Raw genomic sequence first — 25,464 nt, 5'->3', positions numbered from 1 at the left:
GCTCCTCTCGGGAATGAGAGGCCGCCTCCGCCGGAGATTCTGCCCGTGTATATGAAGACACCGGACGAGGCGGGGGAGTTCCCCGCGCATTGCCTCGATGCACTGCGGCAGCCGCTGGAGTCGGGCGAGATCACGATCGAGCGGGCCGGGGGAGCGGCGTCGTTCCCCGCGCGGTTCCAGCTGGTCCTCGCCACCAATCCGTGCCCGTGCGGGGACTACGGGATCCGCGGCGGGACGTGCGTGTGCCCGCCCGCGGCGATCCGGCGCTATCTCGGGCGCCTGTCCGGGCCGCTGCTGGACCGGATCGACATCGAGCTCTCGCTCACGCGCGTCTCGTCCGCCCGCCGGGAGCCCGCGACGCCCGCGACCACCACCGCCGAGGCGCGGGAGAGGGTCGTCGAGGCCCGCAGACGCGCGGCCGCGCGTCTGCGGGGCACGGGCTGGCGCCTGAACGCGCAGGCGAGCGGCTCCTGGCTGCGGACCGGGCCGATGGCGCCGAGCCTGGTGGCGTGCCGTCCGCTGGATGCCGCACTCCAGCGCGGCGGCATCACGCTGCGCGGGTACGACCGCGTGCTGCGGGTGGCGTGGTCGCTGGCCGACCTCGACGGCTCCACCCAGCTCGGTCCCCACCACATCGGCCGGGCGCTGTACCTCAAGAAGGGGATCGCCGCATGAGACCCACCGACCTGACCGAGCCCTCGGCACGCGCCGTGCTCGCCGGTGTCCGGCGTGACGGCGATACGGCGGAGGGCGTCGTGGACGCCCTCGCGCGCGCGGTGTGGTCCGCGGTCGCGGAGCCCGGCGACGGCGCGGCCGGTGCCCTCGTGCGGGCCGTCGGCGCTGCGGACGCGCTGCGTCTGATCCACACCGACGACGCACCGCCGGCCGCCGCGGGAATCGAAGCCGGCACGTTCGCGGCGGCCAAGGCGCGGTGGCGTCCGCGCATCCCGACCGCCCTCTCGCACACCGGCCTTCCGGCCGCGCGGACATCCGGCGCCGCGCTGCTGACCCCTGCCGACGCGAGCTGGCCGCGCCGGGTGGACGATCTCGGCCTGCACGCGCCGCTGTGCCTGTGGGTGCGCGGCGACATCGGACCGGTGGCCGACGGGCGACCCACCGTGGCGATCGTGGGCGCACGGGCGGCGACCTCGTACGGCGATCATGTGGCGGGCGAGTTGGCGGCCGAGGTCGCCGCGGCCGGCGCCGTGGTGGTGTCAGGCGCCGCGTACGGGGTCGACGGCGCGGCGCACCGTGCGGCACTGCGCTCGGGCGGCGCCACCGTCGCCCTCAGCGCCGGGGGAGTCGAGCGTGCATACCCGTCCGGGCACGCGCAGCTCGTGCACGACGTCGTCGGCTCCGGCGCGCTGGTCAGCGAGGTGCCGTGCGGCACGGCGCCGACGAAGTGGCGGTTCCTGCAGCGCAACCGGCTGATCGCCGCGCTCGGCGACGTCACCGTGGTCGTCGAGGCGGGCTGGCGGAGCGGGTCGCTCAACACCGCCGGGCACGCGGCGTCGATGGGACGTCCGCTCGGGGCGGTCCCCGGTCCCATCACCTCTGCCGCGTCCGTGGGCTGCCACCGCATGCTCCGGGAGTTCGGCGCCGCATGCATCACCTCCGGTGCGGACGTGCTGGAGCTGCTCGGCCTCGCCTCACCCGCCCTCTTCCCCGCGCCCGAGGGTCGCACGGACGAGGTCACCCGGGTTCGAGACGCCATGTCGGCCCGCGCGTGGCGCGGCCCGGACGAGATCGCCCTGCGATGCGGGATGCCGACGGCCGACGTCGAAGCCATCCTCGGCCTGCTGCAACTCGAGGGCACCGCGCAGCGCGACGGCGGAGCCTGGCGGCGGGCGCCCCGATCGGGCTGAGTCCGGGCGTCGCCGTGCGGGGCGTCGCCCCGCGACGGCAGGTGGAGGGGTGCACACTGGGCACATGCGGGTGTCCGAGGCCGTCGAGGAGTACATGAACGACCTCGTCCACCTCCGGCGCCTGGCCCCCGCGACCGTCACCGCGTACCGCGCGGACCTGGCGGACTTCGCCGACGCCTCCGCCGACCCCCGACTCGACGAGGTCACGCTCGAGCACGTGCGGCAATGGCTGTGGCACGCGAGCGAACGCGGCCTCGCCAAGAGCTCCGTGGCCCGCCGGGCGGCGGCGGTGCGCGGACTCTTCCGCTGGGCGAGGGAGAACGAGTTCGTGCCCGCCGACCCCACCGTCCGGGTGACGACCCCCCGGCGCGGACGCACCCTGCCGACGGTGGCCGCCGCGCCCGGCCTCGCCGAGGCGCTCGACCGGCTGGCCGCCGCGGCGCGCGAGGGCGACCCCGTCCTGCTGCGCGACCATGCGCTGATCGAACTGCTCTACGCCACCGGCATCCGGGTGAGCGAACTGTGCGGGATCGATCTCGACGATCTCGATCGCGCGCGCCGGACGGTGCGGGTCGTCGGCAAGGGCGCGAAGGAGCGGGTCGTGCCCTACGGCGCCCCGGCGGCCGCCGCGGTGGACGCCTACTGCACACGCGCGCGCCCGGTCCTCGCCGCGCGGGCGGCGGCCGGGCCGGCGGCGCTGCTGCTCGGGGTGCGCGGCGGCCGCATGGGCGTGCGGTCCGCGTACGACGTCGTCGCCCGCTTCCTGCAGCCGGTGGTCGGTACGACCGCAGGCCCCCACGCCCTGCGGCACTCGGCGGCCACGCACCTGCTGGACGGCGGAGCGGATCTGCGCAGCGTGCAGGAGCTCCTCGGCCACGCCAGTCTCGGCACCACCCAGATCTACACGCACGTCTCGAGCGAGCGGCTGACCGCCGCCTATCGCCTCGCCCATCCGCGGGCCTGAGTCAGCAGCACGGCAAGAGGACGGCGGGCCGGATCTCTCCGAGCAGCAGCAGCGGGTTGATGTACTCCCCGGCGAGCCTCACCCCGATGTGAAGAGTCCCGTCGGCAGCGTGGCCGCCCGACGACAGCTCGCCGACGATCGCGCCGCGCGCGACGGGATCGCCGGGCTCGACGGACGAGGCGACCGGCTCCAGGGTGGTGACGAGGTCGCCGGGGTGGGCGAGGGTGACCACGTCGCGGCCGGCGACCGGGCCCGCGAAGGCGACGATTCCGGCCGCCGGCGCCCGCACCGTGGTGGCCCCGAGCGGCCGCACGTCGATGCCGCGATGACCCGCGGCGTAGCGGTGGGCGGGCGCGACGTACGGGCGCTCCAGCCGGAACGGCTCCACCGGCCACGCCCACCGCGCTTCGGCGGCGGTGCCGCGCGGGGACGGCGGCCCCGCGACGGCGGCCGGAGCCGGTGCGGCCGAGCAGAGCACCAGGGAACAGAGCACCAGGGCCGCCGCGGCGACCACGGCGAACAGATGCAGCGGGTGTCGCACGGGCATGTCGACATCCTCGGGCGCCGCGCGCCGCCGGGGCGCGCGCCGGCGCAGCTGTGGACAGCCGAGTCCGATCCCGGGGCTGGGGAGGAGCGGCCGGCTGTTACACTGGACCTCGCATCCCGCTCGTCGGGATGACTCCGCGTGCCCATAGCGCTGCCCCTCGACAGAGGCCGCCGCGCGGCATCCACTCCCATCGGTCCCCGTGTGAACACGGGGCGGGCGTGTGCCGGGCACCAGGCACGTCGCCGCCCGGCGACGGATCACAACCGCAAGCGGCGCCTCGTGCGCCAGAGAAGGAGAACGGCCATGGCCGTCGTCACCATTCGCCAGCTGCTGGACAGCGGCGTCCACTTCGGACACCAGACCCGTCGGTGGAACCCGAAGGTCAAGCGCTTCATCCTCACCGAGCGCAGCGGCATCCACATCATCGACCTGCAGCAGTCGCTGTCGTACATCGACAAGGCCTACGAGTTCGTCAAGGAGACCGTCGCCCACGGCGGCACCATCCTGTTCGTCGGCACCAAGAAGCAGGCGCAGGAGATCATCGCCGAGCAGGCCACGCGCGTGGGCCAGCCTTACGTCAACCAGCGGTGGCTGGGCGGTCTGCTGACCAACTTCCAGACGGTGTCCAAGCGCCTGCAGCGCATGAAGGAGCTCGAGGAGCTCGACTTCGAGGACCCCGCGGCCAGCGGCTTCACCAAGAAGGAGCTCCTGCTGAAGAAGCGCGAGCTCGACAAGCTCCACAAGTCGCTGGGCGGCATCCGCAACCTGCAGAAGACCCCGTCGGCGATCTGGGTCGTCGACGCCAAGCGCGAGCACCTCGCCGTCGACGAGGCCTCCAAGCTCGGCATCCCGGTGATCGGCATCCTCGACACCAACGCCGACCCGGACGAGTTCCAGTACCCGATCCCCGGCAACGACGACGCCATCCGCTCGGTCAGCCTGCTGACCCGCATCATCGCCGACGCCGCCGCCGAGGGTCTCATCCAGCGCCACCAGCCCGCCGACGAGGCCGAGGCCGCCGAGCCGCTGGCCGAGTGGGAGCGCGAGCTCCTCGAGCAGGCCGCCCCTGAGCAGTCCGCCGCAGAGGAGACCCGCGCCGAGGAGACCCCCGCCGAGGCCGAGAAGGTCGCCGACGAGGCGCAGGCCGAGGCCGACGAGACCGTCGCCGCCGACCAGGCCGACAAGCCCGCCGCCGAGTAAGACCCGGCCCGCTTCACCCGGTCCCGGCGGCGTCGCACCCGCGTCGCCGTCGGGGCGTTCACGACAACGCACCACACACCTAGGAGCCGCCACCCATGGCAAACTTCACGATCGCCGACATCAAGGCACTGCGCGAGCAGCTCGGGACCGGCATGGTCGACACCAAGAAGGCACTCGAAGAGGCCGACGGCGACGTCGAGAAGGCCGTCGAGATCCTGCGCCTGAAGGGCGCGAAGGGCAACGCCAAGCGTGCCGACCGTTCCACCAGTGAGGGCCTCGTCGCCGCGCGCGAGCAGGCCGACCAGGTCACCCTGATCGAGCTGGCCTGCGAGACGGACTTCGTCGCGAAGAACGAGCGCTTCATCGCCCTCGCCGACAAGGTGGCCGACGCCGCCGCGGCTGCCGCGGCCGACTCGGTCGAGGCGGCTCTCGCCGCCGACGCCGGTGGGCAGAGCGTCGAGCAGCTGATCAACGACGAGGCCGCCATCATCGGCGAGAAGGTCGAGCTGCGCCGCGTCCGCACGCTCACCGGCGACAAGTTCGAGGTCTACCTGCACAAGACCAGCAAGGACCTGCCCCCGCAGGTCGGCGTCGTCCTGGCCTACTCGGGCGAGGACGCCGAGACCGCTCGCAGCATCGCGCAGCACATCTCGTTCGCCAACCCCTCGTACCTCAACCGCGACGAGGTCCCCGAGGCCGACGTCGACAAGGAGCGCGAGATCGTCACCGAGATCTCGCGCAGCGAGGGCAAGCCCGAGGCCGCACTGCCGAAGATCGTCGAGGGACGCGTCAACGCGTTCTTCAAGCAGGTCTCGCTCCTGGACCAGGACTACGCCAAGGACAACAAGCAGTCCGTCGCGCAGGTCGCCAAGGACGCGGGTCTGACCCTCACCGGGTTCGCCCGCTTCAAGGTCGGCGCGTAACACGCTCGAAAGGCCCGCATCGGAATCGATGCGGGCCTTTCGCATGCGATTCGGTAGTTTCCATCATGACGAGAGGACCATTCTGTGAGCAGTGAGTCGAACGGACGCCGTCGCGTCCTGCTGAAGCTGTCGGGCGAGGCGTTCGGCGGCGGCCAGCTCGGGGTCAACCCCGACGTCGTGAGCCAGATGGCGCGTGAGATCGCCGCGGCCGTCGACCAGGTCGAGATCGCCGTCGTCGTCGGCGGCGGCAACTTCTTCCGCGGCGCGGAGCTGAGCCAGCGCGGCATGGACCGCGGACGCGCGGACTACATGGGCATGCTGGGGACGGTCATGAACGCCCTGGCGCTGCAGGACTTCCTCGAGCAGGCAGGCGCCGCCACCCGCGTGCAGTCCGCCATCTCGATGACGCAGGTCGCCGAGCCCTACATCCCGCGGCGCGCCGAGCGCCACATGGAGAAGGGACGCGTCGTGATCTTCGGCGCCGGCGCGGGCCTGCCCTACTTCTCCACCGACACCGTCGCCGCCCAGCGCGCCCTCGAGATCGGCGCCCATGAGGTGCTCGTGGCCAAGAACGGCGTCGACGGGGTCTACACCGCCGACCCCAAGAAGGACCCCACCGCCACCCGCATCGACACCATCACCTACCGCGACGCCCTGCAGCGCGGGCTGAAGGTGGTCGACTCCACGGCGTTCAGCCTCTGCATGGACAACCGCATGGACATGCGCGTGTTCGGGATGGAGCCCGCCGGCAACGTCACCAAGGCTCTGCTGGGCGAGTCCATCGGCACGCTCGTCACGGCGTGACGCGGACCGCCTGAGTAGACTGAACCCGCCCATCAACGCGAAGGAGACACAGTGATCGCGGACGTCTTGGCCGATGCCGGAGCGCGCATGGACCGCGCTGTCGAGGCTGCGAAGGAGGACTTCGCGACGGTGCGCACCGGCCGTGCGAACCCGCAGCTGTTCCAGAAGATCCTGGTGGACTACTACGGCTCGCCCACGCCCCTGGCCCAGCTCGCGTCGCTGAACAACCCCGAGGCGCGCACGATCCTCGTGACCCCCTACGACAAGTCCGCGCTCAAGGCCATCGAGCAGGCGATCCGGGACACGCCGAACATCGGCGCGAACCCCACCAACGACGGCAACATCGTCCGCGTCACGCTGCCCGAGCTCACCGAGGACCGCCGCAAGGAGTACGTCAAGCTCGTGCGGTCCAAGGGCGAGGACGCGAAGGTGCACGTGCGCGGCATCCGTCGCAAGTCCAAGGACGACCTCGACGCGCTCAAGAGCGACGTGGGCGAGGACGAGCTCGTGCGGGCCGAGAAGGAGCTGGACTCCCTGACCCGCTCGCACGTGGACGCGATCGACGACGCGCTCAAGCGCAAAGAAGCCGAACTCCTCGAGGTCTGAGCCGCATGTCCGACGCGTCCGGAGGATCACCCGACGACAAGCCGGCCGCCGCGCCGGCGACTCGCCGTGCCTTCGCGCAGTCGCGCCGGACGGATGCAGATCCCTCCGCCGCGTTCCAGTCGCACGTCCGGGCCGCACGCAGCGAGTTCGAGCACCAGGTCGCCCACGCCCGGGCCGAGTTCGAAGAGGCCAACGAGCGGATCAAGGCGCGCACCGGGCGGGACCTGATCGTGGCGATCGTCATCGGCCTCGTCATCGGGGCGGTGCTGCTGTCGACGCTGCTGTTCGTCAAGGGCCTTTTCGTGCTGTTCGCCCTCGCCGCCGCCGTGCTGGGGGTCTTCGAGTTCTCGCGTGCGCTGATCGCCACCGGCCGCAAGGTCGACATCGTGCCGCAGCTCGCGGCGGCGGCGATGCTGGTCGCGGCCGGCTGGTTCATGGACCTGTGGCTGGTGTGGGTGATGGTCTTCGCCGCCGTAGCGCTCGTCGTCGTCTGGCGCCTCGTGCTGCAGATGTCCCACCGCGACGGCCGGCGGTACGGCGACGTGCTGGGCGATGTGCTCGTGGCCGGCTTCATCCAGCTGTACGTCTCGTTCCTCGCCGCGCTGTGCGTCGTGCTCCTGCGGCAGGAGGGCGGCGAATGGTGGGTGCTGGCGTTCATCATCGTCGCCGTCGTGGCCGACACGGCCGCCTACATCACCGGGCTGACGCTCGGGCGGCACCCGATGGCGCCGCTCATCAGCCCCAAGAAGACGTGGGAGGGCTTCGCGGGGGCGGCCCTCGCGGCGATCGCCGCCGGCGTCATCCTCGCGATCTTCATGCTGTCGCTCCCGTGGTGGACGGGCATCGTCTTCGGCCTGGTCATCCTCGCCACCGCCACCGCCGGGGATCTCGGCGAGTCGATGATCAAGCGCGACCTCGGCATCAAGGACATGAGCTCGTGGCTCCCCGGCCACGGCGGCGTCCTGGACCGGCTGGACTCGATCCTGCCCTCGACGACGGCCGCACTGGCGATGTACTTCCTGTTCATCCCGCTGGCGGCGTCGTGACCGCGGCCGAGACCGCCGCGGCGGCGGCGACCTTCCCCCGCACGAGCGGACGCGCGAAGGGCTACGACGCCGACGAGGTCGACGCGTTCCTCATCCGGGCCCGTGCCGCCTTCGAGGGCTCCGGAACGCCGATGACCGCCGCCGACGTGCGCGCGGTCGCGTTCACCCTCGCACGGCAGGGCTATGTCGTCTCGGCGGTGGACGAGGCGCTGGCGCGCATCGAGGACGCCTTCGCCGCGCAGGAGCGGGAGCGGGCCGTGTCCACCTCGGGCGTGCACGCGTGGGTGGGGACGGTCAAGGAGACCGCGCAGACGGTGCTGGACCGGCTCTCCCGGCCGCGCGGGCACCGCTTCGATCGCGTCGGAATGCTGCGCTTCGGCTACCGTGTGGACGAGGTGGACGTCGTCGCGGACAAGCTGGCCCGCTACCTCGAGACGGGTGAGAACGTCACGGTCGACCAGGTACGTTCGGTGGCGTTCCGGATGCAGCGCGGCGGCTACCGCGAAGTGCAGGTCGACGCCGTGCTGGACGCGGTCGTCGACGTGATGCTGGCCGTCCGTTGACGCGGGGCGCCCGGGGGTGGCATGCCACCGCCGCCGTCGCGGTAGACTCTGGGGCATTGTGACTCCCGGCGACGAGATCCTTCCCACGCGACGAGCCGCCCGCCGGCGCTCGACCGACATCGCCGTCGTCTCGCCCCGCCGCCCCGCGGTCCCCGTCGCGCAGCCCCGCTGGTCGCGCCGCCGCGGCGTGCTCGGCGGCTTCGCGGCGTTCGCCGTGGTGGGATTCGCGGCCGCGTATGTCGGCCCCACCGGCGTCGCCCTGTCGCAGGCCAGCGCTGAAGAGAGGCCTCCGATCTCGCTCTACGCCAGCTCCATGGCCGACATCCAGACGAGGGTCGTGGCCGTGGACGCCGAGCCGCTCGAGGCGGATGACCTCGACCGCGGCGGCTACGCGGTGTACGTCAAGCCCAAGCCGACGCCCACCCCCGAGCCCGAGCCGGTCGTCCAGGCTGAGGCGGCGACGCAGCCGCAGGCGCCGGCCGCGGTGTGGACGCCGCCGTTCGTCACCCCCGATCCCGGTTCCGCGCAGGCGATCGCCTACGACATGGTCAAGGCGCGCGGCTGGGGCGACGACGAGTTCTCGTGCCTCGTGGCGCTGTGGAACAAGGAATCGGGCTGGCGCGTCAACGCCTACAACGCCTCGAGCGGTGCCTACGGCATCCCTCAGTCGCTGCCCGGCAGCAAGATGGCCACCGCGGGCGCCGATTGGGAGACCAACCCCGCCACGCAGATCACGTGGGGCCTCGGCTACATCAGCGGCCGCTACGGCGCGCCCTGCGGCGCGTGGGCGCACTCGCAGTCCGTCGGCTGGTACTGACGTGCCGCGGGCGAACCGGCGCCGCCCCGAACCGGACGGCGACGACCTCATCGACCGGCTCCGTGCGGGATTCGCGCGGACCGAGGTGAAGCGCGGCGCGCAGTGGACGGTCCAGCCGATCTCGGCCGCGCAGGCGCAGAAGACCTACGTCTGCCCGGGGTGCGGGCAGGACATCGACGCCGGAGTGGCGCACCTGGTGGCCTGGCGCGCCGACGGCGTGCTCGGCGACCGGGCCGACCTCGCCGCCCGCCGGCACTGGCACCAGCACTGCTGGAGAATCGGCTGACATGGAGATCCGCGGACCCCTGATGCTGCCCGCCCGGCGCGAGGACGTCGTCCTCGAGACCCTGGACGGGCTCCGACTGGTCGGAGAGCTCTCGCTGCCCGAGGACCGCGAGCCGGCGGCGATGCTCGTCACCCTTCACCCGCTGCCCACGGCAGGGGGCTTCATGGACTCCCACATCGTCCGCAAGGCGGCCGCGAGGCTTCCCGCCCTCGCCGCCATCGGCGTCCTGCGGTTCAACACGCGCGGCACCGAGTCCCCGCGGGGGCGCAGCGAGGGGGCGTTCGACGGCGGTCGCGGCGAGGCGTTCGACGTCGCCGCCGCGATGGACCTGGTGGGTGAGCGCGGTCTTCCCCGCCCGTGGCTGCTGGGGTGGTCGTTCGGCACCGAGCTGGCACTGAAGTACGGCCGTGATCACGACGTCGCGGGGACCATCCTGCTTTCGCCGCCGCTTCACCGGACGACCCCGGAGGAGCTCGCCGCCTGGGCGGACGATGTGCGGCCCATGGTCGTCGTCGTCCCCGAGTTCGACGACTACCTGCGGCCTGCCGAGGCCCGGGAGCGCTTCGCCGCCATCCCGCACGCCACGCTCATCCCCGTCGAGGGCGGCAAGCACCTGTGGGTGGGGGAGCACCAGACGCGCCGGGTCATGACCGAGATCGTCGCGGCGATCACGCCCGAGGCCCTGCCGCTCCCCACCGAGTGGCACGGCCACCTGCCACCGGCGGCCGGCTGATCAGCGCTCGTTCTGCCGCGGGATGATCACCTGGCGGTAGATGATGAGGATGCTGGCGGCGATGGGGATCGCCACGAGCGCCCCCAGCAGGCCGAGGAGGGATCCGCCGGCCAGGGCCGCGATGACCACGACGGCACCCGGAACGGCGACGGCTCGTCCCATGATGCGCGGGGCGATCACGTAGGCCTCGATCTGCATGTAGACGAGGTAGTAGATCGCGGCGATGAGCGCCGTCGTCGGTGATCCGAGGCCGGGGACCAGGCAGGTCAGCACGATGATCGTCGAACCCGTGAGCGTGCCCACCAGCGGGATCAGCGAGAAGAAGAACGCGATCACGGCGAGGACGGCCGGGAAGGGTGCGTCGATGATCGAGAGGAAGATGACGCTGAGGATGCCGTTGGTCACGCCGAGGCTCAGCTGGCCGATGACGAAGTAGCCGACCGAATCGGTGATCTGCTCGCCGATCTCGATGAAGCGCTGCCGCTTCGAGGCGGGCACCAGCTGGTACACCGCGCGCTTGAGGCTCGGGGTCGAGGCGGTGAAGTAGATGGTGAGGATCAGCACGATGAACGACCCCGCCAGGCCGCCGAGGATGGCGCCGCCGACGGCGATGAGCCCGCCGCCGATCTGCCCGTAGTCGAGCGAGTTCAGCCACTCCTGGACGTAGGTGAACACGTCGTCCACCTCGAGCTGCGGGAAGGTGTCGGTCATCCACTGCCGCAGCTCCGAGATGGGGTCCCAGCCGTTCTCGACGAGATCGGTGATCTGCGCGACCAGCTGGGAGATCTGCTGCACGATGATCGGCACGACCATGAGGATGATCCCGGCGAACGCGGCCAGCACCCCCAGGATCGTGATGAGCACGGCGGCCCAGCGGGGGACGCGCTTGCGCTCCAGCCACGCCACGACGGGGTCCAGGCCCAGCGAGAGGAAGAGGGCGGTGCCGACGTAGAGCAGGATCGTCGAGAGCGTCTGGATGCTGCCGATGAGGATGAGTCCGAGCCCGACGCCCAGCGTGGCCACGAACGCGACGCGGAACGGATTGTGGATCTTCACCCGTGCGCCTGCCTCTCCCGGCACCACCACCGGCTCCGTGGTGTCAGGATACGCATGACGGCGGGCGATCCCCGGCGACGCTCCGCCTCCCACGCCGCTTTCAGGTCGATTTCGCTACGCTGAAACGTCGAGTCGAGGACCCGCGCCGTCCGCGTGCGTCCGTGAGGAGTTCTTCAGTGCGTTTCGTGTGGGCCGTTGCGGCGTTCGTCCTCGCCGCGGTGATGATCGGTGCCGGCATCGCCCAGCGCACCGTCTTCCAGGGGCCCGAGACCGAGACCTTCGCGGTCGAGACGACCGAGGACGCGCCCTACCTGCTGATCGACGGCGCCGTGCTCAACCGCGTGCCCGGCGCCCAGACGGTCGACGTGACCGGGGGTGGCGAGATCTTCGCCGCCTACGGCCGCACCGCCGACCTGCGCGCGTGGCTCTCCGACGTCCCCTACAACGCCGCGACCCTCGACGACTCCGGCGAGGTCCGCACCGAACTCGTCGCGCCGGTCGTCGAGCCCGGGGGCGAGCCGCAGGAGGGGGACGCCGCGGCGACCGAGGATGCCGAGGCTGAGCCGGCGCGCAGCCCCGCCGGCTCGGACCTGTGGCTGGAGGAGTTCTCGGACACCGGGCGGATGACCGCCGCGCTGCAGATCCCGGCCGACATGAGCGTCCTCGTCGCCTCGGACGGCGCGGTGCCCGCGCCCGACCGGGTCTCGATCTCGTGGCCCATCGTCAACGCGACGCCGTGGGCGGGCCCGCTCATCGCCGCCGGGGGGGTGGTCCTCGCCGTGGGAGTGCTGCTGTACATCCTCGGCATCCGCCACGCCCGCCGCTCGCGCGGACCGCGGCGCAAGGGCCTGCCGCTGCAGGTGACGCAGCCGATCGACGTCGTGGGCCCCGCCGCGGACAAGGGCGTGATCAGCTCGTCGCCGCGGCGGCGCGCGCTCGGCGGCCGCCGGGGCTTCATCGCCCTGCCGGCGATCGCGGTCTCGGCGCTGCTGTTCACGGGATGCTCGGCGGACGCGTGGCCGCAGTGGGGCGCTGCCCCGACACCGACCCCGACGGCGTCGGTGATCGTCCCCGAGGGCCAGCAGGCCCCCGCGGTCACGCGCGTCCAGGCGGAGCGCATCCTCGCGCGCATCGCGGACACCGTGGCCCAGGCGGACGAGGACCGGGATGCCGACCTCGCCGCCACGCGGCTCGGGGGCGCGCCCCTCGCCGTCCGCGAGACCAACTACACCCTCCGCGGCGAGATCGACGACTACCGTTCGCCCGCCGCCATCCTCGACGGCCCGCTGTCGCTGGTGCTGCCGCAGGCCTACGACGGCTGGCCGCGTTCGGTGATGGCCGTCGTGGACGACGAGGAGTCCCGCACCTCCACCATCATGGTCCTCACGCAGGAGGACCCCTGGGCCGCGTACAAGCTCACCTATCAGGCCGGCCTCGAGGCCGAGACGCTGCTGCCCGACCTCGCCCCGACCTACATCGGCGCGACGCAGGTCGCGCCCGACTCGCCCTTCCTGATCATGGCGCCCGAGCAGGTCGCCGCCGCCTATTCCGACGTCATCAACGAAGGCGCCGACAGCGAGTTCGCGGCCCTCTTCGACGAGCAGAGCGATCAGTTCCGGATCAGCATCGAGGCGGACCGCGAGCGACGGCTCGAGGAGTTCAACAAGACCGCCTCGCGCACCGGGCGGCTGACGTTCTCGTCCGAGGCGGGCGAGGCCGCGCCCTTCGCGCTGGCCACGCTCGAGAGCGGGGCCATCGTGGCGGTGACCATCAACGAGACCGACACGGTCAAGCCGACGAATGAGGAGGCCGTGATCAAGCTCGAGAACAACGCCACCGTCAAGACGCTGGCCGGCGCCGATCAGTCCTCGACCGGCTTCCGGACGACCTTCGCCGACCAGCTGTTCTTCTACGTTCCCGGGCAGGGATCCAACGAGAAGATCCGCCTGCTCGGCTACGCATCCGACATCCTCGACGCGAAGGTGATCAAGTGACCGATGCCTCTGCCGGCTCCGCCCTGCGCGGCGCCGTCGACCTCTCTGCGCTCCGCAACCGTCCGGAGCCCGCCGCACCGGCGGGATCGGGCGGTCCGGCGCCGGCCGGCGTCGTCGTCGACGTCACCGACGCAACCTTCGCGCAGGCCATGGAGCTCAGCCGCACGGTCCCCGTCGTCGTCGACCTGTGGGCCGAGTGGTGCGGGCCCTGCAAGCAGCTGAGCCCCATCCTCGAGAAGGTCGTGACCGAGCACGCCGGCCGACTGGTGCTGGCCAAGGTCGACGTGGATGCGAATCCGCAGATCGCCCAGGCGTTCCGCGCGCAGTCGATCCCGATGGTGATCGCCCTCGTCGCCGGGCAGCCCGTGCCGCTGTTCACCGGCGCGGTCCCCGAGCAGCAGGTCCGCGACGTCTTCACCCAGCTGCTGCAGCTCGCCGCGCAGCACGGCGTCACCGGCACCGTGCCCGTCGAGGGTGAGGCGCCCGCTGCCCCCGCTGAGGAGCCGCCGCTGCCGCCGCTGCACCAGGAGGCTCACGACGCCATCGAGGCGGGGGACTACCCGCGGGCGATCGCCGCCTTCGAGCGGGCCGTCGCCGAGAATCCCCGGGATGCCGAGGCGCGCGCGGGCCTCGGCCAGGTCCGGCTGCTGGACCGCGTGCAGCGCGCCGAGGCGGGGGCGGTCCGCACCGCCGCGGCCGCCGATCCGCGCGATGTGGACGCCCAGCTCGCGGTGGCCGACCTCGATATCGCCGGCGGGCACGTGGACGACGCGTTCGCCCGGCTGCTCGAGCTGTTCGCCGTGCTCGCCGACGACGAGCGCGCGCCGGTCCGCGCCCGGCTGCTGGAGCTGTTCGGGGTCGTCGGCGACGACGACCCGCGCGTCGTGCGCGCGCGCGGCCGCCTCGCCTCGCTCCTCTTCTGAGCGCACTGCTGTTCTGAGCGTGCCGCCGCCGGTCCTCCCGGCGGCGGCATCGGCTCACCCGCGCGTCGGCGAGGGGATGTGGGCCTGCGGGTCGTGACGCAGCCACAGCACGCCGAGCGGCGGCAGCACCATGTGCGCACGGACGCCGTCGTCGGTGGTCACCACTCCGAGGTTGCCGACCCCCGACCCCCCGAACTGCTGCGCGTCGGAGTTGAGCACCTCGTGCCACACGCCGTGCTCGGGCATGTCCAGCTCGTACCCGTGGATGGGGACGCCCGAGAAGTTGCAGACGATCACGACGGTGTTGCCGTGCCAGTCCCGGCGCGAGAACGCCTGCACGTTCGGATTCCACGACGGCGAGCCGAGCCGGGCGAAGGCCGCGCCGTCGGAGTCGCGTGCCCACAGCGCCGACAGCTCGCGATAGGTGCCGTTGAGCGTGCCGACGAAGTCCTGCAGCTGGGCGTGCGACGGCTGATCCAGCATCCACCAGTCCAGGCCCCTGCCCTCGGACCATTCGGACATCTGGCCGAACTCCTGGCCCATGAACAGCAGCTGCTTGCCGGGGTGGCCCCACATGTACGCCAGGAACGCGCGCATGTTCGCCAGCTTCTGCCAGTGATCGCCCGGCATCCGTGCGAACAGGCTGCCCTTGCCGTGGACGACCTCGTCATGGCTGATGGGCAGGACGTAGTTCTCGCTGAACGCGTAGACGAACGAGAACGACAGCTCGCCCTCGTGGTGGGAGCGGTACATCGGATCGCGCGCGATGTACTGCAGGGAGTCGTTCATCCAGCCCATGTTCCACTTGAACCCGAAGCCCAGCCCGGCGTGGTCGGTGGGGGCGGTGACCCCCGGGAAGCTGGTGGACTCCTCGGCGATCATCGCGATGCCCGGATAGCGCTTGTACGCCGTGGCGTTGACCTCCTGCAGGAAGGAGATCGCCTCGAGGTTCTCGCGCCCGCCGTGGACGTTGGGCGCCCATTCGCCGTCCTCGCGGGAGTAGTCCAGGTAGAGCATCGAGGCGACGGCGTCCACCCGCAGGCCGTCGACGTGGAACTCCTCGAACCAGTACAGGGCGTTGGCCACGAGGAAGTTGCGCACCTCGCGCCGGCCGTAGTCGAAGATGTAGGTGCCCCAGTCCTTGTGCTCGCCGCGGCGCGGATCGGCGTGCTCGTAGAGCGGCTCGCCGTCGAACCGCGCCAGGGCCCAGTCGTCCTTGGGGAAGTGCCCGGGGACCCAGTCCATGATCACGCCGATGCCGGCCTGGTGCAGGCGGTCGATGAGGTAGCGCAGGTCATCGGGGTGGCCGAAGCGGCTGGTGGGGGCGAAGTAGCCCGTAACCTGGTAGCCCCACGACCCGCCGAACGGGTGCTCCGCCAGCGGCAGGAACTCCACATGGGTGAAGCCCAGCCGGGTGACGTAGTCCACGACCTCGTCGGCGGCGTCCCGGTAGGACAGTCCCGGCCGCCACGACCCGAGGTGCAGCTCGTACACCGACATCGGCTGGGACAGCGGCGTCGACCGCGCGCGGCGGGTCATCCACTCGTCGTCCGCCCACGAGTAGGCGGACTCCACCACGACCGACGCCGTGGCCGGCGGGATCTCGGCATACCGCGCCATCGGGTCCGCCTTGACGACCCAGTGCCCGTGGGACGTGCGCAGCTCGAACTTGTAGGTCGCCCCTGCCTGCAGACCGGGGACGAACAGCTCCCAGATGCCGCTGGCGCCCATCGAGCGCATCGCGTGGCCCGTGCCGTCCCACCCGTTGAAGTCGCCGACCACGCGGGCCGCCCGCGCGTTGGGCGCCCACACGGCGAACGCCGTGCCCACGGCGCCGTCGTGCTCGCGGACGTGCGCGCCCAGCACGCGCCACAGCTGCTCGTGGCGGCCCTCGGCGATGAGGTGCAGATCGATCTCTCCCACCAGCGGCGGATGCCGGTAGGGGTCGTCGACGTCCCAGTCGGGCGCGCCGTCGTACGTGGTGACGACGCGGTAGGCGCCGGGGGCGCGGGTCGTGCTGCCCTCCCAGATCCCCGAGCGCACGTGCTCGAGCGGCACCTCGTCGCCGTCGCCGAGCACCGCGGTCACGGTCTTGGCCAGCGGGCGGCGGGCCCGCACGACCCAGCCGCCGTCGACGGGGTGGGCTCCGAGGACGCTGTGGGGATCGTGGTGCGATCCGGCCGCCACTTCGTCGAGCAGTTCGGGTGCCATGGTCATCGGGTCTCCTTCACGTGCAGGATGTGGACGGGCTCGCGGAAGGCGTCGAGCATGACGTAGTTGTGATCGGACCACGTCCACTGCTCGCCCGTGAGAAGGTCTTCGACCTCGAAGGGTTCGCCGGGGGCCACCCCCCACACGCGCGTGTCGAGGTGGACCATCGTCTGGCGCACCGAGTGCGGGTCGACGTTCGCGACGACGATCACCGTGTCGCTGCGACCCTCGGGGCTGAGCGCGGCCGGCAGGTGCTTGGAGAACACCAGGATCGCGTCGTCGTCGCTCCAGTGGATGTCGATGTTGCGCAGCTGGCGGAGCGCGGGATGCGCCCGGCGGATCTCGTTGAGCCGCGTGAGGTAGGGCGCCAGCGAATCGCCGCGCGCCTCGGCGCCGGCCCAGTCGCGCAGCTTGTACTCGTACTTCTCGTTGTCGATGTTCTCTTCCGACCCGGGGCGGGCGACGTTCTCGAAGAGCTCGTACCCGGCGTACACGCCGTACGTCGGCGCCGCGGTCGCCGCGAGCGCGGCGCGGATGCGGTAGGCCGGCCGGCCGCCGAACTGCAGGTACTCGGTGAGGATGTCCTGGGTGTTGACGAAGAGGTTCGGGCGCATGAAGTCCGCCGTCGTCGCCGCCAGTCCCTCGAAGAACTCCTCGAGCTCCTGCTTGGTGTTGCGCCACGTGAAGTAGGTGTAGCTCTGCTGGAACCCCACCGATGCCAGGCTCTGCAGGGGGGCGGGCCGCGTGAAGGCCTCGGCGAGGAAGACGACGTCGGGGTGCTCGGCGTTGACCTGCCCGATCAGCCACTCCCAGAACTGCAGGGGCTTGGTGTGCGGGTTGTCGACGCGGAAGATCTTCACGCCCTGGGCGATCCAGTGACGCACCACCCGGAGCGCTTCGGCGCGGATGCCCTCGGGGTCGTTGTCGAAGTTGATCGGGTAGATGTCCTGATACTTCTTCGGCGGGTTCTCGGCGTAGGCGATTGAGCCGTCCGGGAGGGTGGTGAACCACTCCGGGTGCTCGCTCACCCACGGGTGGTCCGGCGCGGCCTGCAGGGCGAAGTCCAGCGCCACCTCGATGCCCTCGGCGCGCGCCGCCCGCACGAAGGCGCGGAAGTCCGCCAGGGTCCCGAGGTCGGGGTGGACGGCGTCGTGCCCGCCCTCGGCGGCGCCGATCGCCCACGGCGATCCCGGATCCCCGGGCTGCGGGTCGAGGGTGTTGTTGCGACCCTTCCGGTTGATGCGCCCGATGGGGTGGATGGGCGGCAGGTAGAGCACCTCGAAGCCCATCGCCGCGACCGCCGGCAGCCGCTTGGCGGCCGTGCGGAACGTGCCGCTCTTGATGGTGCCGTCCTTGAGGACCTTGGCGCCTTCGGAGCGGGGGAAGAACTCGTACCAGGCGGCGACGCCGGCGCGCTCCCGCTCGACGAGCAGCTCGAGCTCGGCGCCGACGGTCACCAGGGACATGAGCGGGCGGTCGTGGAAGGACACCGCCACGCGGGGGTCGCCGACGATGCGCAGGGCGTCCTCGTCGGACACCGCGGCATCCCGCAGAGACTGCGCGGACTCGCGCAGCAGGCGGCGGTCGGCCGCCGGCCGGGTGCGCTCCTTGCCGGCCTGGTCGAACAGCCTGGCCCCGATCTCGCGCATGAGCGGCGCGTCCACGCCGGCGGCGATCTTCAGCGTCGCCGCGTGCCGCCAGGTGGCGTACTCGTCGGCGAAGGCCTCGAAGCGGAACCGCCAGACGCCCACCTCACCGGGGGCGATCAGGGTGCGCCACTCGTCCAGGCCGTTCTCGAGCGCGGTGAGCCGGTGCAGGGATTCGTCGCCGCTCGGCGAGAAGAGCCGCACCTGCACGCCGATGCGGTCGTGCCCCTCGCGGAAGGCGGTCACCCGGAACGGCACGATCTCGCCGGCGTACGCCTTGGGCCGGAACTCCCCCCACGGCACAGCGGGCGACGGTTTGGCGAGCGGGATGCGGCTCGAGGTGGTCACCCGGTCGGGCTGGGCATCCCGGGCGTCGCGGACGGGGATCGGGGAGGCGCTTCGCCACAGCTGGGGTCGCGCGCTTCGTGAGGTGCTGGCCACGTCCTCGAACCTATCGCGCACCCGCCCATGCGGGAACCCGCCGGGCCGCTATGTGTCACTCCGCCCGGAACAGCCGCAGCGCGGTTCCGGGCAGGGTGACGACGGCCCCCGGCGCGAACCGCGGGTGGGAGTCGTCGGGGATCTCGTCGGCGCTCGACCACAGCGACACCCAGCCGGTCACGCCGTCGATGTCGGGGAGCGTCACGTCGATGGGCGCCTCGTTGCCGTGGATCATGAGGAGCACGCGGTTCAGCTCCTCGCGCTCCGGGGTCGAGGTCGCGACGTACTGCAGCGTGCGGTGGGAGGGATTGGTCCACCGCTCGATCGACATCGTCTCGCCGTGCTCGTCGTACCAGTCCATGACGGATGCCGACGGGGTGTGCTCGTCGTCCCGGGCGAAGCGGCTGGGTCGCAGGGCCGGATTCTCCTGACGCAGCCGGATGAGGCGCTGCACGTGGGCGAACAGCTCCCGCTGCCACGGCGCGTGGTCCCACGACAGCCACGTGAGGGGGGAGTCGTGGCAGTAGGCGTTGTTGTTGCCGCGCTGCGTGCGGCCGAACTCGTCCCCGGCCGTGAGCATCGGCACCCCCGCCGACAGCAGCAGCGTGCCCAGAAGGTTGCGCATGGCCTTGCGCCGCGTGGCGAGGATCTCCTCGTCCTCGGTGCGGCCCTCGGCCCCGTGGTTGAAGGAGCGGTTGGTGTCGGCGCCGTCGCGGTTCTGCTCGCCGTTGCCGAGGTTGTGCTTGACGTCGTAGGACACCAGATCGCGAAGGGTGAAGCCGTCGTGCGCGGTGACGAAGTTGATGCTCGCCAGCGGCCCGCGATCGTGCGTGAAGGTGTTCGACGAGCCCGCCAGCCGCGTGGCGAACCCGCCCACGCCGACCGGGGCGGTGTCGGCCCGGCGGGCGTAGTCGACGTCGCTCAGCCAGAAGTTGCGCACGCGGTCGCGGTAGCGGTCGTTCCACTCGTGCCATCCCGGCCCGAAGTTGCCGGTCTGCCACCCGCCCATGCCGACATCCCACGGCTCGGCGATCTTCTTGACATCCGCCAGGACCTCGTCGTCGCGGATCGCTGCCAGCAGCGGGTGATCGGGGGTGAAGTGGTGCGCCTCGTCCCGCCCGAGGGTCGTGGCCAGATCGAAGCGGAACCCGTCGATCTGCACCTCGTCCGCCCAGTAGCGCAGCGAATCCAGGATGAGCCGGGCCGCGGCATCCGTCGAAGTGTTCACGGAGTTGCCGCATCCCGTGACGTCGATGTACGCCCCGTCGTGCTGCTGCCGGTAGTAGGCGCGGTTGTCGATGCCCCGCAGGCTCGTGCGAGGACCGCCGAACCCCTCTTCGGAGGTGTGGTTGTAGACGACGTCGAGTATGACCTCGATGCCCGCCTCGTGCAGCAGCCGCACCATGCCTTTCACCTCGCGCAGGATCGCGTCCGGGCCGCCGCGGCGGGCGTCCTCGGTGGCGTAGGCGGGGTGGGGGGTGAAGAAGTTGACGGTGTTGTAGCCCCAGTAGTTGGTCAGCCCGTGCTGGCGCAGGCGCGGCTCGGTGTCGAACGCGTGGATCGGCAGCAGCTCGACCGCCGTGACCCCCAGCGTCAGCAGGTGGTCGATCATCGCGGGGTTGGCCAGCCCCGCGTACGTGCCGTGCAGCGCGGGCGGGACGTCAGGGTGGCGCTTGGAGAGCCCCTTGACATGACCTTCGTAGATGACCGTCCGGTCCATCGGCGTGCGGGGCTTGGCGACGCCGCCCCAGTCGAAGCCGCCGTCGACGACCACGCCGCGCCAGCTGCCGTAGCCGTCGCCGGCGAGGCCCCGCGCGTAGGGGTCGATAAGGAGGGAGCCGCTGTTGAAGGCGTTCCCCGACCCCGAGGGGCCGTCGACCCGGATGGCGTAGCGCGTTCCCGCCCGGAGCATGGGCGTGGTCACCGACCACACGCCGCCGCCGACGGGCTCCAGCGGCAGGGTGTCCACCGCCCAGTCCAGGTCGCGGTCGTCGAAGACGACCAGCTCGACGCTGTCGGCATTGCCCGACCACACGCGCAGGGTCCCGCCCGCGGGACCGAGCCTGACCCCCAGCTCGTCCAGGTCGGTGCGCAGGAGTCCGGGAGCGGGGGCCGTCGGCACCTCGGGTCGGAGCATGCGATCTACAGTAGTGAGGGCACGAGCCGCGAGGGTAACGAGGGACGGGGGAGGCCCGTGATCTATCTCGACCACGCAGCCACCACGCCGCTGCGGCCCGAGGCGCGCGAGGCGTGGCTCCGCGCTCAGACGACCGGCAACGCCTCGTCGATCCACGCCGCCGGGCAGGCGGCCCGGCGGGTGCTCGAGGACGCCCGGGAGCGGCTGGCGGCCGCGCTCGGCTGCGAGCCGATCGAGGTCGTCCTGACCTCGGGGGGAACCGAGGCGGCGAACCTCGCCGTGACCGGGCTGTGGCGTTCGCGGCGCGCCGGCCGCGACGCGGTCGTCCTGCCCGACGGCGAGCATCATGCGTCGATGGATGCCGTGGCCGCGCTCGCCGCGGACGGCGCGACCATCCGGCACGTGCCGCTGGATCGGCGGGGACGCATCGATCCGGTCCCGTTCGCCGAGGCGCTCGGGGGTGCGGCCTTCGCCACCGCCATCGCGGCGAACAACGAAGTGGGCACGGTCAACGACGTCGCGGCGCTCGCGGCTGCGGCGGCGGCCGCGGACGTGCCGCTGCACGTGGACGCCGTCGCGGCGTTCGGCCACGTCGAGGTCGACTTCCGCCGGTGGCGCGCTCAGGCGCCGGGAGCCGCCGGGCTGGTGGCGATGAGCGTCACCGCGCACAAGATCGGCGGCCCGGTCGGGGTGGGCGCGCTGGTGGTGGCCCGGTCGGCGCGGATCTCGCCGCTGCTCCACGGCGGCGGGCAGCAGCGGGGCCTCCGGGCCGGCACGCAGGACGTCGCCGGCGCGGCGGCGTTCGCGGTGGCCGCCGAGCTCGCCGTGGCCGAGCGCGCCGCCGAGGCGGAGCGCCTGACGGCGCTGCGCCGGCGACTGGTCGAGGGCGTGCGCCGGACGGTGCCCGACGCCGAGCTCCTCGGCGACCCCGACGACCGCATCCCCGGCAACGCTCACCTGCTGCTTCCCGGTGCGCGGGGGGAGTCGCTGCTGTTCCTGCTGGACATGGCGGGCATCAGCGTGTCGACGGGCTCGGCGTGCCAGGCCGGGGTGTCCGAGCCTTCGCACGTCGTGCAGGCGATGGGCCGCTCCGACGCCGAGGCGCAGAGCGTGCTGCGCGTGTCGCTCGGGCGCACGTCGACCGAGGCCGACGTCGACGCGTTCGTCGCGGCGCTCCCCGACGCGGTCGAGCGGGCGCGGGGATCGTCGCCCGGCGCGCGTCCAGGCGGGCGCTTCTAGACTGGCGGGATGCGCGTCCTGGCAGCCATGAGCGGCGGAGTCGATTCCGCCGTCGCCGCCGCGCGCGCCGTCGACGCCGGTCACGACGTCGTCGGCGTGCATCTGGCCCTCTCGCGCGCCGGCGGCACCCTGCGCACGGGCAGCCGCGGCTGCTGCACCATCGAGGACGCGATGGATGCGCGCCGCGCGGCCGACCGGCTCGGCATCCCGTTCTACGTGTGGGACTTCTCGGAGCGGTTCCGGGACGACGTCATCGAGGACTTCGTCGCCGAGTACCGTGCCGGGCGCACGCCCAACCCGTGCATGCGCTGCAACGAGAGGATCAAGTTCGCCGCGCTGCTGGAGCGCGCCCTCGAACTCGGCTTCGACGCGGTGTGCACCGGCCACTACGCGATCGTCCGCGACACCTCGCGCGGCCGGGAGCTGCATCGCGCGTCGGACGCCGCGAAGGACCAGTCCTACGTCCTGGGCGTCCTCACCGCCGAGCAGCTCGCCCACACCCTGTTCCCGCTCGGCGACACGCCGTCCAAGGCGCAGGTGCGCCGCGAGGCCGAGGAGCGCGGGCTGACCGTGGCGCACAAGCCCGACAGCCACGACATCTGCTTCATCCCCGACGGTGACACCCGCGGATGGCTGGCCGAGCGCGTCGGCGCCGAGACCGGCCAGATCCTCGATCGCGCCGGCGAGGTCGTGGGCACCCACGAGGGTGCGCACGCGTTCACCGTCGGCCAGCGGCGCGGACTGCAGCTGGGCGTCCCCGCACCCGACGGCAAGCCCCGCTTCGTGCTCGAGGTGCGTCCGGTCAGCAACACCGTCGTGGTCGGGCCGAAAGAGGCGCTGGCGACCGCGCGCATCTCGGGCTCGCGCTTCTCCTGGGCCGGACGCGCCCCCGACGAGGCCGAGTTCGCCTGCCACGTGCAGATCCGCGCGCACGCCGACCCCGTCCCGGCGACGGCGACCCTGACGGGCGACGACCTCGCCGTCGTCCCCGCCACGCCCTTCGACGGCGTGGCTCCCGGGCAGACCGCGGTGCTGTACGACGGGACGCGCGTGATGGGGCAGTTCACGATCGACCGGACCGAGTCGGCCGTCCCCGTCGGAGCCCGCTCCTAGACTTGCGGGGTGACCGACGCCGCCCTCCCCGCTGACGCCGGCCTCGAAGCCGCTCGCGTCGAAGCCCGCGACCTGACCACCCGCATCCTGGATGCGCGGGAGGCCTACTACGGGCGCAACGCCGAGATCGTCGACGACGCCACCTACGACGGCTGGATGCAGCGGCTCGAGCAGATCGAGCACATGCATCCCGAGCTGCAGGGGCAGGACTCCCCGACGCAGACGGTCGGAGCGGCCGAGAGCTCGATGTTCGCCCCCGTCGAGCACGCCGAGCGGATGCTGAGTCTGGACAACGTCTTCAGCGCCGACGAGCTGCGCGAGTGGTGCGCGAAGACCGCCGCAGCGGCGGGACGCCCGGTGCGGTGGCTCACCGAGCTCAAGATCGACGGTCTCGCGATCAGCCTGCGCTACGAGCGCGGCGTGCTGACCTCGGCGGCCACGCGCGGCGACGGCCGTGTGGGCGAAGAGGTCACGGCGAACGCGGTGCGGGTGCACGGCATCCCCGAGCGGCTGGCCGGCACGGGGCATCCCGACCTCGTCGAGGTCCGCGGCGAGGTCTTCATCCCCGTCGCCGCCTTCGAGGAGCTCAACGCCCTGCAGGCGAGCATGCGCGACCGCGCGGTCGAGGAGTCGCGCTCCCGGGGGCGCGCCTTCGACGAATCCCGGGCGCGCATCAGCGCCGAACGCCGGTTCCCGTCCTTCGCCAACCCCCGCAACGCCGCCTCCGGGGGGCTGCGGCAGCAGCTCCAGAAGAAGGACGGCCTCGAACTCGAGGCCGGACGCGCGCGCCTGGCGTCCCTGCGGCTGTTCGTCCACGGCATCGGCGCGTGGAGCGAGCCGCCGGTGCACTCCCAGAGCGAGATCTACGCCCTGCTGGCGGAGTGGGGTCTGCCCACCAGCCCGTACTTCCGCACGGCCGGCGACATCGACGGGGTGCTGGCGTTCGTCGCGCATTACGGCGAGCACCGCCACGACGTCGAGCACGAGATCGACGGCGTGGTGGTGAAGGTCGACGAGCTGGCGCTCCACGACGAGCTGGGTGCCACCAGCCGCGCGCCCCGGTGGGCGATCGCCTACAAGTACCCGCCCGAGCAGGTCAACACCACCCTGCTCGACATCGTCGTCTCGGTCGGCCGCACCGGACGCGCGACGCCCTTCGCGGTGATGGCGCCCGCACGCGTCGCCGGCTCGGTCGTCCGCCAAGCGACCCTGCACAATCAGGACGTCGTCCGCGCCAAGGGCGTGCTCATCGGCGACACGGTCGTGCTGCGCAAGGCGGGCGACGTCATCCCCGAGGTCCTGGGGCCGGTCGTCGACCTGCGCGACGGCACCGAGCGCGAGTTCGTGATGCCGACCGCGTGTCCCGAGTGCGGGGCGGCGCTGGCGCCCGCGAAAGAGGGCGACATCGATCTGCGGTGCCCGAACACCCGCGCGTGCCCGGCGCAGGTGCGCGGCCGGGTCGAGCACATCGGCTCCCGCGGAGCGCTCGACATCGAGGCGCTGGGCGAGGTCACCGCCGCCGCGCTCACCCAGCCGACGGTCCCCGCGGAGCCGCCGCTGGTGACCGAGGCCGGCCTGTTCGAGCTGACGCTGGACCAGCTCATCCCCATCGAGGTGCTCGTCCGCGACTCCGAGACCGGGCAGCCGCGCGTCGACGAGGTCACCGGGGAGCCCGTGCGGCGGTCGCCGTTCCGCCGCCAGCCCAGCGCCGCCGAGAAGAAGCGGGGCCTCGCCGGACCGCAGCCCTCGGCGCAGGCGCTCACGCTGCTCGACCAGCTCGAGAAGGCCAAGTCCAAAGAGCTGTGGCGGTTCCTGGTCGCCCTGAACATCCGCCACGTCGGGCCGGTCGCCGCGCGCGCCCTCGCCCAGTGGTTCGGCTCGGTCGAGGCCATCCGCTCGGCTACGCGGGACGAGCTCGCCGGGGTCGAGGGTGTCGGCGGCATCATCGCCGATTCGGTCCTGGACTGGTTCGAGGTGGACTGGCACCGCGAGATCGTCGACCGCTGGAGCGCAGCGGGCGCGCAGCTGGCGACCCCCGGTCACCCCGGGCCCGGCGCGGCCACGGCCGGTGGCGGCGTGCTCGAGGGCCTCACGGTCGTGGCGACCGGGTCGCTCGAGGGCTACACGCGCGAGGGCGCGCAAGAGGCGATCATCCGCGCCGGCGGCAAGGCCGCGTCGAGCGTGTCGAAGAAGACCGACTTCGTCGCCGCGGGACCCGGAGCCGGATCCAAGCTCGCCAAGGCCGAGGACCTCGGCATCCGCATCCTGGACGCGGCGCAGTTCCACACCCTGGTCACCGAGGGTCCGGGCGCGCTCGGCGAAGGCTGAGCAGCACGCGCGTCCCCCGCGC

Annotated in this window: 22 protein-coding genes; 17 read left to right on the top strand and 5 right to left on the bottom strand. The window is 72.3% G+C overall.

What is annotated here, in order from left to right; genetic code table 11:
- Positions 1-51 precede the first annotated feature (51 nt).
- The 3 genes from ACYVF4_RS01670 (at position 52) to ACYVF4_RS01660 (ending at position 2,829) form a co-directional block, all read left to right on the top strand.
- Positions 52-675 carry an ATP-binding protein gene (locus tag ACYVF4_RS01670; RefSeq protein WP_460720719.1) on the top strand — a complete coding sequence of 208 codons (624 nt, stop codon included), beginning with the start codon at positions 52-54 and terminating at the stop codon, positions 673-675.
- Positions 672-1,865, top strand: a complete 1,194-nt coding sequence (gene dprA / locus ACYVF4_RS01665; RefSeq protein ID WP_460719104.1) for a DNA-processing protein DprA — start codon at positions 672-674, stop codon at positions 1,863-1,865. Before ACYVF4_RS01670 ends, dprA begins: the two co-directional genes overlap by 4 nt.
- Before the next feature lie 64 nt (positions 1,866-1,929).
- Complete coding sequence (locus tag ACYVF4_RS01660) at positions 1,930-2,829, top strand: tyrosine-type recombinase/integrase (RefSeq protein ID WP_460719102.1); 900 nt, start codon at positions 1,930-1,932, stop codon at positions 2,827-2,829.
- Between the two features lies 1 nt (position 2,830).
- Here ACYVF4_RS01660 and ACYVF4_RS01655 read toward each other — a convergent pair whose 3' ends face one another.
- Positions 2,831-3,376: a murein hydrolase activator EnvC family protein gene (locus ACYVF4_RS01655; RefSeq protein ID WP_460719100.1), complete on the bottom strand. Its 546-nt coding sequence runs from the start codon at positions 3,374-3,376 to the stop codon at positions 2,831-2,833.
- Between the two features lie 303 nt (positions 3,377-3,679).
- Here ACYVF4_RS01655 and rpsB point away from each other — a divergent pair, with 303 nt between their 5' ends.
- The 9 genes from rpsB (at position 3,680) to ACYVF4_RS01610 (ending at position 10,354) form a co-directional block, all read left to right on the top strand.
- Positions 3,680-4,576, top strand: coding sequence for a 30S ribosomal protein S2 (gene rpsB / locus ACYVF4_RS01650; RefSeq protein WP_460719098.1), 897 nt, complete (start codon positions 3,680-3,682; stop codon positions 4,574-4,576).
- Between the two features lie 95 nt (positions 4,577-4,671).
- A complete protein-coding gene (tsf, locus tag ACYVF4_RS01645; protein WP_460719096.1) occupies positions 4,672-5,499 on the top strand; it encodes a translation elongation factor Ts in 828 nt (275 codons plus the stop codon).
- A gap of 84 nt (positions 5,500-5,583) precedes the next feature.
- Positions 5,584-6,303, top strand: coding sequence for a UMP kinase (gene pyrH, locus ACYVF4_RS01640; RefSeq protein ID WP_460719094.1), 720 nt, complete (start codon positions 5,584-5,586; stop codon positions 6,301-6,303).
- Positions 6,304-6,354: 51 nt separating this feature from the next.
- A complete protein-coding gene (gene frr / locus ACYVF4_RS01635) occupies positions 6,355-6,909 on the top strand; it encodes a ribosome recycling factor (RefSeq protein ID WP_460719092.1) in 555 nt (184 codons plus the stop codon).
- A 5-nt stretch (positions 6,910-6,914) separates the two neighbouring features.
- Positions 6,915-7,955 carry a phosphatidate cytidylyltransferase gene (locus tag ACYVF4_RS01630; RefSeq protein ID WP_460719090.1) on the top strand — a complete coding sequence of 347 codons (1,041 nt, stop codon included), beginning with the start codon at positions 6,915-6,917 and terminating at the stop codon, positions 7,953-7,955.
- The gene (locus ACYVF4_RS01625; protein WP_460719088.1) at positions 7,952-8,518 is read left to right on the top strand and encodes a DivIVA domain-containing protein; all 567 of its coding nucleotides are present in this window, start codon (positions 7,952-7,954) and stop codon (positions 8,516-8,518) included. The genes ACYVF4_RS01630 and ACYVF4_RS01625 overlap by 4 nt, the downstream gene beginning before the upstream one ends.
- Positions 8,519-8,576: 58 nt before the next feature.
- Positions 8,577-9,335 (top strand): aggregation-promoting factor C-terminal-like domain-containing protein, encoded by a 759-nt coding sequence (locus ACYVF4_RS01620; RefSeq protein WP_460719086.1) that lies wholly within the window; start codon positions 8,577-8,579, stop codon positions 9,333-9,335.
- Between the two features lies 1 nt (position 9,336).
- Entirely contained in the window at positions 9,337-9,621 is a 285-nt protein-coding gene (locus ACYVF4_RS01615; RefSeq protein ID WP_460719084.1) for a hypothetical protein, read from the top strand.
- 1 nt (position 9,622) lies between these two features.
- Positions 9,623-10,354 carry an alpha/beta hydrolase gene (locus tag ACYVF4_RS01610; protein ID WP_460719082.1) on the top strand — a complete coding sequence of 244 codons (732 nt, stop codon included), beginning with the start codon at positions 9,623-9,625 and terminating at the stop codon, positions 10,352-10,354.
- Here the strand turns inward: ACYVF4_RS01610 and ACYVF4_RS01605 are convergent, their stop codons facing one another.
- Complete coding sequence (locus ACYVF4_RS01605; protein WP_460719080.1) at positions 10,355-11,410, bottom strand: AI-2E family transporter; 1,056 nt, start codon at positions 11,408-11,410, stop codon at positions 10,355-10,357.
- Between the two features lie 176 nt (positions 11,411-11,586).
- Between ACYVF4_RS01605 and ACYVF4_RS01600 the strand changes: the two genes are divergently transcribed.
- Together ACYVF4_RS01600 and ACYVF4_RS01595 are read left to right on the top strand one after the other, a co-directional pair.
- A complete protein-coding gene (locus ACYVF4_RS01600; RefSeq protein ID WP_460719079.1) occupies positions 11,587-13,404 on the top strand; it encodes a glycosyl transferase in 1,818 nt (605 codons plus the stop codon).
- Entirely contained in the window at positions 13,401-14,327 is a 927-nt protein-coding gene (locus ACYVF4_RS01595) for a tetratricopeptide repeat protein (RefSeq protein WP_460719077.1), read from the top strand. The genes ACYVF4_RS01600 and ACYVF4_RS01595 overlap by 4 nt, the downstream gene beginning before the upstream one ends.
- Before the next feature lie 54 nt (positions 14,328-14,381).
- Here the strand turns inward: ACYVF4_RS01595 and glgB are convergent, their stop codons facing one another.
- The 3 genes from glgB to glgX are packed head-to-tail and all read right to left on the bottom strand — an operon-like array spanning position 14,382 to position 20,762.
- Positions 14,382-16,544, bottom strand: coding sequence for a 1,4-alpha-glucan branching protein GlgB (gene glgB, locus ACYVF4_RS01590; RefSeq protein ID WP_460719075.1), 2,163 nt, complete (start codon positions 16,542-16,544; stop codon positions 14,382-14,384).
- Entirely contained in the window at positions 16,541-18,625 is a 2,085-nt protein-coding gene (locus tag ACYVF4_RS01585; RefSeq protein ID WP_460719073.1) for an alpha-1,4-glucan--maltose-1-phosphate maltosyltransferase, read from the bottom strand. The genes glgB and ACYVF4_RS01585 overlap by 4 nt, the downstream gene beginning before the upstream one ends.
- Before the next feature lie 55 nt (positions 18,626-18,680).
- Positions 18,681-20,762 (bottom strand): glycogen debranching protein GlgX, encoded by a 2,082-nt coding sequence (gene glgX / locus ACYVF4_RS01580; RefSeq protein WP_460719071.1) that lies wholly within the window; start codon positions 20,760-20,762, stop codon positions 18,681-18,683.
- 57 nt (positions 20,763-20,819) lie between these two features.
- Here glgX and ACYVF4_RS01575 point away from each other — a divergent pair, with 57 nt between their 5' ends.
- Genes ACYVF4_RS01575 through ligA form a run of 3 tightly spaced genes read left to right on the top strand, consistent with a single transcriptional unit; the run spans position 20,820 to position 25,442 of the window.
- Positions 20,820-22,001, top strand: coding sequence for a cysteine desulfurase family protein (locus tag ACYVF4_RS01575; protein WP_460719069.1), 1,182 nt, complete (start codon positions 20,820-20,822; stop codon positions 21,999-22,001).
- 9 nt (positions 22,002-22,010) lie between these two features.
- Positions 22,011-23,114: a tRNA 2-thiouridine(34) synthase MnmA gene (mnmA, locus tag ACYVF4_RS01570; RefSeq protein ID WP_460719067.1), complete on the top strand. Its 1,104-nt coding sequence runs from the start codon at positions 22,011-22,013 to the stop codon at positions 23,112-23,114.
- Between the two features lie 9 nt (positions 23,115-23,123).
- Positions 23,124-25,442, top strand: a complete 2,319-nt coding sequence (gene ligA / locus ACYVF4_RS01565; RefSeq protein ID WP_460719065.1) for an NAD-dependent DNA ligase LigA — start codon at positions 23,124-23,126, stop codon at positions 25,440-25,442.
- Positions 25,443-25,464: the final 22 nt, after the last annotated feature.

Source organism: Microbacterium aureliae (assembly GCF_054780155.1).
This window is presented reverse-complemented; position numbering and strand designations above follow the sequence as displayed.

Coding starts and splice junctions, on each gene's coding strand:
- ACYVF4_RS01670 (WP_460720719.1), top strand. CDS start 52: ATGAAGACACCGGACGAGGCGGGGGAGTTCCCCGCGCATTGCCTCGAT.
- dprA (WP_460719104.1), top strand. CDS start 672: ATGAGACCCACCGACCTGACCGAGCCCTCGGCACGCGCCGTGCTCGCC.
- ACYVF4_RS01660 (WP_460719102.1), top strand. CDS start 1,930: ATGCGGGTGTCCGAGGCCGTCGAGGAGTACATGAACGACCTCGTCCAC.
- ACYVF4_RS01655 (WP_460719100.1), bottom strand. CDS start 3,376: ATGCCCGTGCGACACCCGCTGCATCTGTTCGCCGTGGTCGCCGCGGCG.
- rpsB (WP_460719098.1), top strand. CDS start 3,680: ATGGCCGTCGTCACCATTCGCCAGCTGCTGGACAGCGGCGTCCACTTC.
- tsf (WP_460719096.1), top strand. CDS start 4,672: ATGGCAAACTTCACGATCGCCGACATCAAGGCACTGCGCGAGCAGCTC.
- ACYVF4_RS01630 (WP_460719090.1), top strand. CDS start 6,915: ATGTCCGACGCGTCCGGAGGATCACCCGACGACAAGCCGGCCGCCGCG.
- ACYVF4_RS01610 (WP_460719082.1), top strand. CDS start 9,623: ATGGAGATCCGCGGACCCCTGATGCTGCCCGCCCGGCGCGAGGACGTC.
- glgB (WP_460719075.1), bottom strand. CDS start 16,544: ATGACCATGGCACCCGAACTGCTCGACGAAGTGGCGGCCGGATCGCAC.
- glgX (WP_460719071.1), bottom strand. CDS start 20,762: ATGCTCCGACCCGAGGTGCCGACGGCCCCCGCTCCCGGACTCCTGCGC.
- mnmA (WP_460719067.1), top strand. CDS start 22,011: ATGCGCGTCCTGGCAGCCATGAGCGGCGGAGTCGATTCCGCCGTCGCC.